The organism is Chitinophaga ginsengisoli (genome assembly GCF_003014595.1).
Taxonomy (GTDB): Bacteria; Bacteroidota; Bacteroidia; order Chitinophagales; family Chitinophagaceae; genus Chitinophaga; species Chitinophaga ginsengisoli.
The window spans coordinates 365071-379281 of sequence record NZ_PYGK01000006.1 but is presented as its reverse complement, the minus strand read 5'-3'; the positions used below and the strand labels follow the sequence as shown (position 1 = coordinate 379281).

Here is a 14211-nt window from a genome sequence, read left to right as displayed (position 1 = left end):
TGATTTACGAATGAAGAATTAAGAATGTGAATTACGAATATAACTAATCCCTCATTCGTAAATTGCTTTTGCAGATTCTTAATTATTCAGCCTGATAAATCCTCCATCCAGCGGATAGTCGCAACCTGTAATGAAACCTGCTTCCTCAGCACACAGGAACAAGGCTAGCGTGCCCACCTCATCCGGTTTTGCCATACGTCCGATCGGTTGTGTTTTTGACAGTTTATCAAACATTTCCTTTTCTTTACCGGGGTAGTTCTTCGCTATAAATCCATCTACAAAAGGTGTATGCACACGTGCAGGAGAGACACAGTTACAACGGATGCCGTCCTGGATATAATCTTTCGCTACAGAAAGAGTCATGGTCAGTACCGCGCCCTTGCTCATGGAATAAGCGAACCTGTCAGGGATGCCCACGCTGGACGCGATAGACGCCACGTTCAGAATCACACCACTCTTCTGTTCTTTCATTTGTTTTATCACCGCATACATACAGTTGTACGTACCTTTCACATTCACATTATATATCCTGTCCAGATCTTCTTCCGTAGTGGTTTCCAGCTTGCCGACATGTGCAATACCCGCACAGTTTACCAGGATGTCGATACGTCCTGCCGCAGCAATGATCTTATCCATAGTAGCGGTTACAGATGCCTGCTGCGCTACGTTACAGCCGTGTACCTGCGCCTTCCCTCCTGCCGCAGCAATATCTGCCGCCGTCTGCTGTCCTCCTTCCTCGTTCAACTCAAGGATATGCACATTAGCTCCCTGCGCTGCAAATACCTTCGCAATTGCCTGTCCTATGCCGCTACCACCACCGGTGATCACAGCCACTTTGTTGTCTAATCTAAACAGGTTCATATTTTGTCTGATTTAAGGGTTCTAAAATAACCCTTTTAAGAAGGCAAAAGCTATCCTTTTTTACCAGTAATTTGTACTTTATTACCATATTTATGAATATTTAAATAAAAAAAGGTTGAAAATCAATTACAGGACTCCCCTAAAGACAATTGTTCTGCTCTTATATGTCATATTGACAAACAATATTTACTCAGCATCTGCACAAAAGATCCCCCTGAATAAATATGGCTTGCCGGTGGTCAATACCGTTGCCCTGTATAAAGAGCTGGTATCGGCCGACAGCAACCAGGCGTTTGTAGACATTATGACTTACATCCCAGGTATCCGGAAAGATATCCGCTATGCTACCGCCAACAATTTCACACACAAGGTATTATACCCCTATGCCGCTGTATACCTGCGTTTACCTGCAGCCAAAGCATTGAAGGCCGTACAACTGGAACTGAATAAAAAAGGATTGGGACTGCTGGTATTTGATGGCTACCGACCGTATAGTGTAACAGAGATGATGTGGGAGATCGTACCGGACGACCGTTATGCAGCAGACCCACATGCAGGTTCAGGACATAACCGGGGTGTAGCGGTGGACCTGACTATTGCGGATCTGCGTACCGGTAAGTCCCTTCCAATGCCCAGTGTTTATGACGACTTCACAGAGAAAGCACATCATGACTATGCTGAACCTAATCCCACGATAGCGGCCAACAGGGCATTACTGCGCAGTACAATGGAACGCTATGGGTTTGTGCCACTGCCTACAGAATGGTGGCACTATTATCTGAAAGACTATAAGCTGTATCCCCTGATGAATATTGCTTTTAAAGACATCAAATAAAAAAGGCCCCGTCAGTCGACAAGGCCTCTTCATTCATATCAATGTTGCTTAATAGATCTTGTTCAGTGCATCCACATATGCATGCATGGAAGCGTTCACAATGTCGGTGGAATAACCATAGCCATAGTAAGACTGGCCATTGTGTTTCACACGCATGTTCACTTTGCTCACATCTTTACTACCACCACGCATAGACTGGATATTGAATTCGTCGATATCTATGTGATCTTTGATGATCTCGTGAATAGCATTGATAGCAGCATCTACCGGACCATTACCTGCGGAGCTGGCTTCTTTCTCTTCACCATTGATCTTCAGTTTCACAGTAGCCATCGGACGCAGCGGATCGCCACATACTACCTGCAACAGCGTTACCTTGATCGCTTTATCATCATAGTTCTTATCGTCGCCATCGCCCATCAGTTCCTGCAGATCAGCATCGTTGATATCTTTACGCTGATCGGCCATGATGAGGAAGCGCTGATACACTTCATCCAGGTTGATCTTATCCAGTTTATAACCGAGGCGCTCCAGGTGATGTTTCAATGCATGACGGCCACTACGTGCAGTCAGGATGATTGAATTGGATGGGATACCTACATCCTCAGGATTCAGGATCTCATAGTTCTCGCGGTGTTTCAGCACGCCATCCTGGTGAATACCGGAGCTGTGTGCGAAAGCATTACGGCCTATGATAGCCTTATTGGCCTGTACCGGCATACGCATCATGGTCTCAACCATGTTGCTGATACCATAGATACGTTTTGAGTTGATACCTGTGTGATAACCGAGTCCGTGGTGCGTTTTCAGGATCATCGCCACTTCTTCCAGCGAAGTGTTACCGGCACGTTCACCAATACCATTGATAGTACATTCCACCTGACGTGCACCGTTCATTACACCTGCAATGGTATTGGCGGTAGCCAGACCCAGGTCATTATGACAATGCACGGAGATGATCGCTTTATCGATGTTGGATACATTGTCCATCAGGTATTTGATCTTAGCGCCATACTGGTCAGGCAGACAGTAACCATTCGTATCAGGAATGTTCACTACGGTAGCACCTGCAGCAATCACCGCTTCGATCATTCTTGCCAGGTATTCATTATCGGCACGGCCTGCATCTTCCGCATAAAATTCAATATCATCCACATACTTGCGGGCATACTTCACAGCGTCTACAGCGCGTTTCAGGATGTCTTCGCGGGTACTGTTGAATTTGTATTTGATATGCATATCGGAAGCACCGATACCAGTATGGATACGCTTACGCTTAGCAAAACGGAGCGCTTCTGCAGCAGCGTCAATATCCATTGTATTGGCACGGGTCAGCGCGCAGATAACCGGCTCGCTTACCGCTTTGGAGATTTCAACTACACTCTGAAAATCACCGGGACTGGAGATAGGGAACCCGGCTTCAATAACATCTACTCCCAGCGCTTCCAGTTCTTTCGCTACTTCAATTTTTTCAACAGTTGTCAGCTGACAGCCAGGCACCTGTTCACCATCACGGAGAGTAGTATCGAAGACGTATACACGATTTTTATCGCTCATCTTAAATTATTTGTGTTATTGGATAATTAACTTTAGTTGGCAATTGTGTTGGCTGTATTAACTCAGGTTCTCCAGCACTTTTGCACCCATTGCATCTGTACCCATCACGAAGTGATTTTCCGTATGCTTGTTCGCAATATCCATGGTACGGAAGCCTTGTTTCAATGTTGCTTCTACTGCCTTGATCACACGCAGTGATTCTGTTTTCAGTCCGAAGGAAATATCCAGCATCAGTGCTGCAGACAGGATAGATGCCAACGGATTGGCAATACCTTTACCTGCAATATCATGCGCAGAACCGTGGATAGGCTCATAGAAACCTGTGCTGTCACCTACAGAGGCAGAAGCCAGCATACCCATGGAACCAGCGATCTGAGACGCCTCGTCAGTCAGGATGTCGCCAAACAGGTTAGCTGTCAGCACCACATCAAAACGTTTAGGATCTTTCACCAGTTGCATCGCAGCGTTATCGATGAACATATGTTCTGTTTCCACATCAGGATATTCCTTAGCGATTTCCTGTACTACCTCGCGCCACAGGCGGCTGGCTTCCAGTACATTCGCTTTATCTACAGAGCACAGCTTTTTACGGCGGGAGCGGGCAGCTTCATATGCTTTACGGGCGATACGTTCTACTTCATAACGATGATAGATCATCAGGTCAGAAGCAGTGTTACGATCTTCCGAACGTTTCTTTTCACCAAAGTACACATCACCGGTCAGCTCACGGAAGAACAGGATATCTGCTCCGCGGAGTATTTCCGGCTTAATGCTGGATGCTTCCAGCAGTTCATCAAACAACTTAATAGGCCGCAGATTGGCGTATAAGCCCAGTTCCTTACGGATCTTCAGCAATCCCTGTTCAGGACGTACTTTCAGTGTAGGATCGTTGTCGTATTTGGCATGACCGATAGCACCAAAGAGGATCGCATCACTTTTGCGGGCTTTGTCCAGTGTTTCATCAGGCAGCGGATTACCGGTAGCTTCGATGGCAACATGCCCCATTATGCCTTCTTCAAAAACAAAGTTGTGTTTGTAGTTTACAGCAATTGTTTCCAGTACTTTCTGGCCCCAGGCAGTTACTTCCTGTCCGATACCATCACCGGGAATTACCAGTATCTTTTTGTCTACGCCCATTTAGTTTAAAGTTGATATTAAATTGATGTTTACCTCATTGCATACCACAGCGGTCTGCCGTTCCTTCGAAAAGTACGGCGAAACGGCTGAAGTAAAATGTTAAAAATTAAACTCGCGGCTGGCTTCGTAGGATTCTATTTCCTTACGAAGACTCAACAGATAGTCAATATCATCATAGCCGTTGATCAGGCAGGTCTTTTTGTAAGGGTTGATGTCGAAACGTGTTTCTTCACCGGTAGCAACAATCTTCAGTGACTGCTTTTCGATGTCTACTTCCATTTGCGTAGCAGGATCTTTTTCGATAGCGGAGAAGATCTTGTCCAGGAATTCGTCAGTCACCTGGATAGGCAGGATAAAGTTGTTCAGTGCATTGTTCTTGAAGATGTCAGCAAAGAAGCTGCTGATCACTACTTTGAAACCATAGTCGGCTATAGCCCATGCTGCGTGCTCACGGGAGGATCCACAACCAAAGTTCTTACCTGCTACCAGGATCTCACCTTTGTAGATAGGATTATTCAGTACGAAATCCTTTTTAGGCGTATCGTTACTTTCAAAACGCCAGTCACGGAAAAGATTTTCTCCGAAGCCGTCTCTTGTTGTTGCTTTCAGGAAGCGGGCAGGGATGATCTGATCAGTATCAATATTTTCTATCGCAATAGGAACTGCGGTTGAAACCAGGTGTTGAAAATTCTTACTCATTATTTAATGGCCTTCAGAGAAGGTCTTTCATTTTACAAGTTAAAGATCCGAATTAATTTTTTCTGCTTTTACACGTAAGCGCACATACTTCGAGTACCATTTACCATCGCGGAAGTTGGTTGCCCGTAAGGCTTCCTGTGCTTCCTGCAGAACAGGTAGTCTGTCCTGTTCCGGTATCTGTTCAAGGAAATGCGATCCAAACATCTGCAGCCATTCCACAATACCATTCTCAGGGTCTGCCAGTTCAGTTTCACGGTCAAAGTAAAGTACCTGGTTCACTCTGAATCCATATTCTTCCAGCAGGGATGTATATTCTCCTACAGAAGGGAAATACCAGTATGGCTTGTAAGTATAGCCTTTGCTATGCAGGGCTTTCTCCAGCGCTCCCGTGATGTCATCCACATTTCCTTTACCGCCCATTTCCAGCACCAGTCGCCCGCCGGGTTTCAGGTGCTGCCAGATGCGATCCAGCGCTTTCTCCTGCTGGCGTATCCAGTGCAGGGTAGCGTTTGTGAATACCGCATCAAATGTTTCAGGCAGGGAGAAGGAAGTCGCATCTCCCACTTTAAACGTGATATCCGGGAAGTGCTGTTGCGCACTGGCGATCATCGTAGCGGAACTATCCATTCCTGTTACTTTCGCGCCGGTGGCCGCTATCTGGGATGTCAGCTCGCCGGTACCACAGCCCAGGTCCAGGATGTTCTCCCCTTCCTTTGGCTGCAGCCATTCGATCAGGCTATTGCCATATTCGAATACAAAAGCGTGCTTTTCCTTATATAATTCTGCGTTCCAGGACATTTTTTCAGTGATTATACCAGTTCTCTTACATCTGTTACTTTACCTGTGATAGCTGCTGCAGCTGCTGACAGCGGGCTGGCCAGGAAGGTACGGGCGTTAGGTCCCTGACGGCCTTCAAAGTTGCGGTTGGACGTAGAGATGCAATACATACCTGCAGGCACCTTGTCTTCGTTCATACCCAGACAGGCAGAGCAACCTGGTTGACGTAAGTTGAAACCGGCTTCTTCAAATATTTTATCGATACCTTCTTTCTTCGCCTGCGCTTCTACCTGTTTGGAACCAGGTACGATCCATACCACTACATCATCTGCCTTTTTCTTTCCCTTTACGAAGTCGGCCACCATACGGAGGTCTTCGATACGGGAATTGGTACAGCTACCAATAAAAACATAATCCACCTTTTTGCCCAGCAGTCCGCTGCCTGGCTCCAGGCCCATATAGTCCAGTGATTTTTTGAAGGATGGTTTTTCCTTGTCTTCCAGGCTTTCCAGTGTAGGAATGTGCTGGGTGACACCTATGCCCATACCTGGGTTGGTACCGTAGGTGATCATTGGTTCGATATCAGCTGCATCAAAGGTCAGCACTACATCGAAGGCAGCGTCTGCATCCGTGTACAACGTCTTCCAGTAAGCCAGTGACTTATCCCAGTCTGCGCCTTTAGGAGCAAACTCACGGCCTTTAATATATTCGAAAGTCGTTTCGTCAGGAGCGATCAGACCGCCACGGGCACCCATTTCGATGCTCATGTTACAGATGGTCATACGGGCTTCCATGCTCAGGCTGCGGATGGCCTCGCCGGCATATTCCACAAAGTAGCCGGTAGCACCGGAAGCGGATATTTTAGAGATGATGTACAGGATGATATCCTTGGACACCACACCTTTCTTCAGTTTACCGTTCACCTCGATCTTCATGCGTTTTGGACGGTATTGCAGGATACACTGGGTAGCCAGTACTTGTTCTACCTCGGAAGTACCGATACCGAAGGCAATTGCACCAAAGGCACCGTGTGTGCTGGTATGGCTGTCGCCACACACAATGGTCATTCCCGGCAGGGTAATACCCAGTTCGGGGCCGATCACGTGTACGATACCCTGGTAAGGGTGTCCCAGACCGTAAAGCTCCACGCCGAATTCTTTGGTGTTAGTAGTCAGCATCTCTACCTGTTTGCGGCTCAGGGCCTCTTTAATAGGCAGGTGCTGGTCAATGGTGGGTACATTATGGTCTGCCGTAGCCCTGGTTTTAGCAGTACGGAAAACCGGTATACCTCTTTTGCGCAGTCCGTCAAAAGCCTGCGGACTGGTCACTTCATGAATAAAATGCGTGTTGATGTATACTGCATCCGGAAAGCCGGGTTTGCTAACCACTACGTGGCTGTCCCAGATCTTGTCAAATAATGTTTTTCCCATCCGTAATTTTACATTTTGTTACGCCCTGTGCTAATATCATCAAACATTAACACCGGCGAAATTGATAATTTTGTGCTTCCTTGTTTGTTTGTAACTTCAAAGCTAATAGTGAATGCTAATTACTATATAGCTAAATTTGACTTAATTACGATATATAACTACGCCTGACATCGATTATTATTTTGATTGTCAGCTAATTATAACACATTATTAACGATGTCCAACAACCAGCACGACGCCCTCTTTATATTAATTAAAACACTCACAAAAGCTGAAAAGCGCAATTTTCAACTTGCTTTTAATAAAAATAACACTAAGGAGGACGTTCTCTTCATTCAACTTTTCAATACGCTGGACAAGTTAAAGGAGTATGATGAAGAGCTGATCCTCAAGAAGATACCCGCTATTAAGAAGCAGCAGCTCAGTAACGTAAAAGCCCATCTTTATAAGCAACTGCTCACCAGCCTCCGCCTGTTGTACAAGCAGAAAGATCCACTGATTGACCTGCGGGAGCAGTTGGATTATGCGCGTGTATTATACAGTAAAGGGCTTTATAATCAAAGTCTTAAAATCCTTTCCCGTGCCAAAGTAATGGCCATCGAACAGGAAGAGGTGATGCTAAGCTATGAAATTATCGAATTTGAAAAGCAGATCGAGAGCCGGCATATTACCCGCAGCCTGGAGAACCGGGCAGACGAACTGAGCGCCGAATCCCGTCAGATAGAACATCGCCTCAGCAATATCAGCCGTCTTTCTACCCTGGCCCTCCGCATGTACGGCCTCTACCTGAAACTGGGTCATGCACGGGACAAAAAGGACGCCGACATGGTAAAGATGTTCTTTGAACAGGAATTGCCGCCCAACTGCGGTACAGACATGAGTTTCTATGAGAAGATCCACCTGTACCAGGCCTATAGCTGGTATTACTACATTCTCCAGGACTTTGTCATGTTCTACCGTTACACCCAGAAATGGGTGGACCTATTTAAGGACTACCCTTCCCTGCAGCGGACCGATGTGGAACTGTATATCAAGGCTATGCACAACCTGCTGACGGCCCATTTCTATACCATGAACCACGAAAAGTTCATGCGTGACCTGGATGAGCTGGAAACCTTCATTACAGAGAACCTGGAAAGCTTCAATGAGAATACCAAGACCTCAGCCTTTGTGTATGTGTATACGGCCCGTATTAACCGTTACTTCCTGGAAGGGACTTTCAGTGAGGGCTTATCCCTGGTGCCCCAGCTGGAAACGGAAATAGCTGAACACCAGCTGAAAATAGACCAGCACAGGGTACTGTTATTCTACTATAAGATCGCCTGCCTGTATTTCGGCAGTGGGGATAATAACAAAGCGATCGATTATCTGAATAAGATCATTCACCTGCGGATAGGCAATCTGCGTGCTGATATTCAATGCTTTGCACGCATCCTTCACCTGATCGCCCACTATGAGCTGGAAAACTACAGCCTGGTGGAATACCTGATCAAATCGGTTTACCACTTCATAGCCAAGAACAAAGACCTTGGCCAGATGATGGAGGAGATCCTGAAATTCTTACGGCGGAATATCTATGCGCATCCCAAAGCCCTGCGCAGCGCCTTTGCTGATCTGAAGGAGAGACTGGTACAGTTGTCCCAGAACCCCTATGAAAGGCGGTCCTTCCTGTACCTGGATATTATTTCCTGGCTGGAGAGTAAGATAGAGGGGATACCGGTGCAGGAGATCATTCACCGGAAGTTTGTCCGTAAGGAGAAGAGGATATAAATTCGTTTATGAACCGTACAAACAATGTTTCATCTATGTTCATCTTACGTTCATCCTACGTCTGTGAACGTAGGATGAACGTAAGATGAACATAGATGAAACATTGTTAAGACAAAGCTTGTACGGTTCTTGTACCTTATCTGAACGAAGTAGGATCAGCAAATGTGCACAATTATACCCCTTCAGTCGGTTCAGTCTTTGAATCACCCAGATCTGTATCGGCAGCATCTGTCTGACTGGCAACATCTTGATTACCATTGCCATTCCCGTTCTTATCTGCCGGCAGCGGATCTTTATACTGTACTTTCTCTTTGACGTTGAACAAGGTTTTAAACACCTCTTCCAGTTTCTCAGATGCTTCTTTTGAGAATAAGCCTACCAGGCAGGCTATCGCCATCATACCGTAAGGGTTCAGCGGAACACTATCACGCTGTTGTGTCGCCTCGCTCTTTTCTGCAGCAGGTATTGCTGCGGTGGAATCGGAAGCTGCAGCAACGGAGTCCGCAGCCGTAGTATCCTGCGTAGTGGCACCGTGGACAGTCGATTCTTCCGGTACAGCACTGGCGCTGACCTCTCCTTCTGTCACAGCGGGCGTAGCAGCAACTTCAGTCGTCTGGTTATTTTCAGGCAGTTCAGGCGCTACCGGCGGACTGTAGGTCAGGATACCTCCTCTCAGCAACATATAGAAGAACATCGCCATACCAGCTCCGATCAGTGGCCTTAACAGGTACCAGGGAATCCAGGTGGTGACAAATGTACGGTTACCCACAAAAGCGGTGAATGAAATAATGAGGTGAACATTAGCACCCAGGGCTCCACCTAATACCATCAGGAGCAGGAAACGGTGTTCTGCCGTAATGGTATAGATGCTCCCAAATAGTTTGAAGGGGTCTTTGCTGCTCACATATCCGGAAGGCCAGATACAAATGATGGTGTAAAAAAGGAGAAGGGCCATTACGCCGAAAAGGATGGTTAGGGTAATGATCCAGGCACGGTCTTTGGCAGACCGGGTTTGCTGTGATGTGTTGGACATAGGTATTTATTAATAGCGTTACGTTGGATAGTAATATTATCAAACAGCCACACTATTGCTTATAACAACGGTGTGGCTATTTACTATACTTGTTCTCTGCGTCTTCTCTGCTTATTCTCTGCTTGTTCTCTCAGGCATATCTCCGTTTCCCCTCTTATTTAAGAACAATGCGTTTTCCTTCCTTCACAGATGTACGGGCGGCTTCCAGAATACGTACCACGATCAGGTTGTTTTCCAGGGAAGACAGATCGTTACCGGGCTTCAGGGTGCCATTCAGCACAGCTGCAAGATATGTAATATTATCCGTATATGCGGCTTCCGGCACCTTAACCGGTTGATATTCACTCTTCTTACGCTGTTGCAGGTCGCTCGGGTTCAGCGCGTGCAGGTAACCTGATTTACCGAAAACTTCCCAGTCCTTGATGCTGAACGGCCAGTTCCAGGATGCCTCTATGATACCTGTTGCCTCCGGGTATTCCAGCAGGATGGTCGCGTCGTCTTCCACATTCGGATATATGGACGGTTTAATATGACGGGCCACGGCTGTAACAGCGATAGGCGCTTTGCCATCCATCAACCAGGTCATCAGGTTGGCGCCGTAACAGCCAAAGTCCATCAGCGCACCGCCGCCGTTTTTCACAGGGTCGGTCAGCCAACGCAGGAAGTCTTCGCTACAGCCTATCTCTCTTGGACCTTCATGACCATCATGTACCACCATTTTACGCACAGGACCGATAGCATCCTGTTTCTTCACCATATCGTACACATACTGATTGGTATTATACCAGGTAGTTTCGAAGTTGGTCAGCAGCGGAATATGATATTTTCTTGCCAGCATTGCCATTCTTTCTGCCTGGGCTACGGTGGTGGCCAGTGGCTTCTCCACCATCACCGGAATGCCTTTAGGAGCGCAGGCTTCTACGATGTTGATATGTTCTGCTACCGGATTATAGCCCAATACCGCATCAGGATGTTTATGTGCGAGCAGGGAATTCAGATCGGGATAAAAAAGGGAATCGGGCAACTGATAGCTTTTTTTATAACGGGCTATTAGTTGCTGATCTGCTTCGGCAATACCGGCGATGGTGACCTGTCCTTTTTTCCACTGATGCATCAGCAGGTGTACATGGTCGTGCGACAGACCGACTACCCCTACATTCAGTGGTTGTTGTGCAACTGCTGTGAAAGCAGTGAATAAAATTAAAAAGCTCTGAGTTAAGACCTTCTTCATCATGACATGGATATTTGACCTGTAAATTGTTATTCTACTACATTTAATACTCTCCAACCCTCGTCACCTTTGAAGGTGTAGATCTCCTGTTTGCTTTTTTTGCCATCGGGGAAAATGCAGACTTCTGTGATCAGGTAAAGATTGTCTGTGATCTTCTTGCGATAAGGGTAAGCGCGGCGCAGGTCTCTAAAAACCGGGAATCCGTCCTTTTTAAGACTTTTGATGAAAGATGCGCGTAAAATGTCGGCAGTAGTCTCTAAGATTTCCTTACCACTGAATCTGTCATTCATTTTCAGCAACAGCAATCTGGCTTCCTCTTGAAAGTTTTTACAGGCAAGGGCCTTTTCAATATCCTGTTCATCGTAGGCGTCTTCCAGGCATAGGATGGCTCCTTCAGGTGTGCAAAAATCATGTGCGAAGTAATCTATTCCCTCATCGATGTATAAGCCCACCTGCCGGTCAAACTCAGGGCGTTCATGGGCAGGCCTGCCATCCCGGATGGCGCGGATGGTATATCCTCCTATCAGACGGCCATCTTCAATGATCATCCAGTCGGAAATAAAACGGGGATCGATACCGATCTTCTGATTGATCGTAACAGAATTGACATAGACCGGCTTATTTCCAACCACGCCATACAGGTTGCCCTCTTCATCAAAACTGGGAGAAACAAGCCAGAGGTGTTCGCGGTTTATGCCATCGTCAATCAGCACTTTTACGGAAAAGTATTGCTGCTCCGGATCTGGCTCCAGCAAACAAGTCTGAAAATAATGTAAAGTGGCGTTGGCTTTTTCAATAGCCCAGTTCATACGTTCATCATCATCAGCTATGTGCACAACCGGCAATTGGTCTTCCGTATCCGCATTATTGCGTTTACCAAAGATTTTTGATAAGAAACCCATAGTTAATGGTTAAAATATGTTTGTGTCCTGTGCCCCTGTCTGAGATCTCCGGACGAATATACCCATATTTTCACTTTGAAAGTGAGTATCTAATCCACCTTTTCCAGTGGAGCTTCATAACGGTAATACCTATTGTAAAAAATAGTATAGGCAGGTACCTGCAGCAGGATAATTCCATACCAATATAAACGGGCCAGTCCCAGAAAAAGCAGGCTTACGATAATGATCAGCACCCAGCGGAAATACCTGTCCTGGTCCATACGTGGAAAATACAGTAAGCTGCGTAACAACATTAAAACAGATACACCTGTAGCCACCAGCATGATGAGGTGCGCCGGCGCCGCTTGTTGCCATACTTTATATGCCAGCAGGATACTTTCCGGCAGTAATAGTACTAAATACAGTAAGCCCGTTTGAAGGTATCTTTTCCACACCGGCACAGGCAATTGTGGCAGCAGGGAGAGATAAAGATCATCAAAGCGCCTGTGATTATATATCAGTATTACCTGAGCCAGAATACATACCAGGAAACCCACCAGGATGAAACGTTCGTCATATGTCCCCATCAATGAACAGGTAGCAATAACCACCAGACCTGATACCACCTTGGCAATTGCCAGCGACTTTATATTGTTATTCAGCAGTTCATAACCATACAGTGCCCAGAGAGACTTCCTGATCGTCTTATTCAACCATTGCTGCCACCGCGCAAGGAAGGATACCGTACCGGGATGTTTCATTTTATGATCATAGAGCCATAGTGGTGCGATGAGCATAATAATATTGAACAGACCTATAATGACAGCCGAAGGATAAAAATGTAACTGGATGGCTATTCCCGCAGCAATGCAGCTGTATATTAATACAGGTGCATAAAGGTTCATGTGCAGCCATAACCAGGTGCGCCATTTTGTAACACCATCGAGCAATCCCAGGGTGCCGTAAAGGAAAGTATGTTCTTTTGTGGATAACACATTCACGACAAAAGCAATGCACTTCAGATTATACAACAACCAGGCCAGGCAAACCAGTGCCAGGAAGTCCATACTACCGGTAAAGCCTTTTATGAGCGTATGGTGATAGGAAAGCAGTTGTCCGCCGGGAACGATGCCAAAAAAGAAATAAAATATCACCAGGAAAAACCCTGTGTTCTTCGCATAATAGCGTATTGTGAATATCTTGGATAAAGCCATTGGGGATAAGTTAGACCTTCACAATATTTTTCCCTTCTACCTTCAGGTGGATTGATCCGGCAGTTACCGGCTGATGGGAGGTGATGCAAAAAGTGACGCCATATTGTTGGTGAAATTCATCTACCAATGTGTATAACAGTGGAAGTGATTGTGTATCAAGTGTAATTAAAGGTTCATCCAGTAGGATCACTTTGGGTGTACCGGTAAAAGCCAACAGCAGGGATACCTTTTTCAACATACCACTGGAATAGCTGCTCACCGGCTGGTGGATAAACGATGCAACACCCAGCAGGTCAATCACTTCCTGGATATCCTTATACCCTTTCCCCTTGGTTTTTACATACAGGGATACCAGGTCGCTACCGGTTATAAAACCCGGGTACAGGGGCTCTGCCTCTGCGTAATTGACCAGGCGGCGGTATTGTACAGGCTGTTTATTACAGCTGATATTGTTCTCCACCAGGATATCGCCCCGGAATGGAATCAGTCCGGCCATGACTTTCATGGAAGTAGTTTTGCCGGCTCCATTCCCTCCTAACAACCAATAGACACCATAGTCCAGTTCGAGGTTAGGGATATCCAGCACCACTGTATCATGATAAGATTTAATAATATGGCGAAGACTTAATACATGAGATGCCATCAGAAGAAATATAATTTATTTGTAAATATGTGTAATAAATAGCTGAAAGTCAATTTCCACGGGAGGATTTAACAAAACTTTCGGCCCATATCCCGCTACTTAAATAAGTTGCTGTGCGGAAGATGTGGATTATAAATTTACCA

The 14211-nt window shown here is 46.1% G+C and carries 13 protein-coding genes; 2 read left to right on the top strand and 11 right to left on the bottom strand.

What is annotated here, in order from left to right:
* Window positions 1-78: 78 nt before the first annotated feature.
* Window positions 79-861 (bottom strand): SDR family NAD(P)-dependent oxidoreductase, encoded by a 783-nt coding sequence (locus CLV42_RS17270; RefSeq protein ID WP_211303473.1) that lies wholly within the window; start codon window positions 859-861, stop codon window positions 79-81.
* 172 nt (window positions 862-1033) lie between these two features.
* Between CLV42_RS17270 and CLV42_RS17265 the strand changes: the two genes are divergently transcribed.
* A complete protein-coding gene (locus CLV42_RS17265; protein ID WP_146154403.1) occupies window positions 1034-1696 on the top strand; it encodes a M15 family metallopeptidase in 663 nt (220 codons plus the stop codon).
* Between the two features lie 48 nt (window positions 1697-1744).
* Here the strand turns inward: CLV42_RS17265 and CLV42_RS17260 are convergent, their stop codons facing one another.
* From CLV42_RS17260 to leuC, 5 genes are all read right to left on the bottom strand, one after another.
* Entirely contained in the window at window positions 1745-3253 is a 1509-nt protein-coding gene (locus CLV42_RS17260) for a 2-isopropylmalate synthase (RefSeq protein WP_106603167.1), read from the bottom strand.
* Between the two features lie 57 nt (window positions 3254-3310).
* Window positions 3311-4390, bottom strand: a complete 1080-nt coding sequence (leuB, locus tag CLV42_RS17255; RefSeq protein WP_106603166.1) for a 3-isopropylmalate dehydrogenase — start codon at window positions 4388-4390, stop codon at window positions 3311-3313.
* Between the two features lie 99 nt (window positions 4391-4489).
* Window positions 4490-5089, bottom strand: coding sequence for a 3-isopropylmalate dehydratase small subunit (gene leuD, locus CLV42_RS17250; RefSeq protein WP_106603165.1), 600 nt, complete (start codon window positions 5087-5089; stop codon window positions 4490-4492).
* A 39-nt stretch (window positions 5090-5128) separates the two neighbouring features.
* The gene (locus tag CLV42_RS17245; protein ID WP_106603164.1) at window positions 5129-5887 is read right to left on the bottom strand and encodes a methyltransferase domain-containing protein; all 759 of its coding nucleotides are present in this window, start codon (window positions 5885-5887) and stop codon (window positions 5129-5131) included.
* An 11-nt stretch (window positions 5888-5898) separates the two neighbouring features.
* A complete protein-coding gene (gene leuC / locus CLV42_RS17240; protein WP_106603163.1) occupies window positions 5899-7296 on the bottom strand; it encodes a 3-isopropylmalate dehydratase large subunit in 1398 nt (465 codons plus the stop codon).
* 216 nt (window positions 7297-7512) lie between these two features.
* Here leuC and CLV42_RS17235 point away from each other — a divergent pair, with 216 nt between their 5' ends.
* A complete protein-coding gene (locus CLV42_RS17235) occupies window positions 7513-9066 on the top strand; it encodes a hypothetical protein (RefSeq protein ID WP_106603162.1) in 1554 nt (517 codons plus the stop codon).
* 172 nt (window positions 9067-9238) lie between these two features.
* Here CLV42_RS17235 and CLV42_RS17230 read toward each other — a convergent pair whose 3' ends face one another.
* The 5 genes from CLV42_RS17230 to CLV42_RS17210 all read right to left on the bottom strand — a co-directional run bounded on the left by CLV42_RS17230 (window position 9239) and on the right by CLV42_RS17210 (window position 14068).
* Window positions 9239-10099, bottom strand: coding sequence for an MATE family efflux transporter (locus CLV42_RS17230; RefSeq protein ID WP_106603161.1), 861 nt, complete (start codon window positions 10097-10099; stop codon window positions 9239-9241).
* A 154-nt stretch (window positions 10100-10253) separates the two neighbouring features.
* Complete coding sequence (locus CLV42_RS17225; RefSeq protein ID WP_245901677.1) at window positions 10254-11333, bottom strand: Gfo/Idh/MocA family protein; 1080 nt, start codon at window positions 11331-11333, stop codon at window positions 10254-10256.
* A gap of 26 nt (window positions 11334-11359) precedes the next feature.
* Window positions 11360-12232 carry a YegJ family protein gene (locus CLV42_RS17220; protein WP_106603160.1) on the bottom strand — a complete coding sequence of 291 codons (873 nt, stop codon included), beginning with the start codon at window positions 12230-12232 and terminating at the stop codon, window positions 11360-11362.
* An 89-nt stretch (window positions 12233-12321) separates the two neighbouring features.
* A complete protein-coding gene (locus CLV42_RS17215; protein WP_106603159.1) occupies window positions 12322-13425 on the bottom strand; it encodes a hypothetical protein in 1104 nt (367 codons plus the stop codon).
* 10 nt (window positions 13426-13435) lie between these two features.
* Complete coding sequence (locus CLV42_RS17210) at window positions 13436-14068, bottom strand: ABC transporter ATP-binding protein (protein ID WP_106603158.1); 633 nt, start codon at window positions 14066-14068, stop codon at window positions 13436-13438.
* Between the last annotated feature and the right edge of the window lie 143 nt (window positions 14069-14211).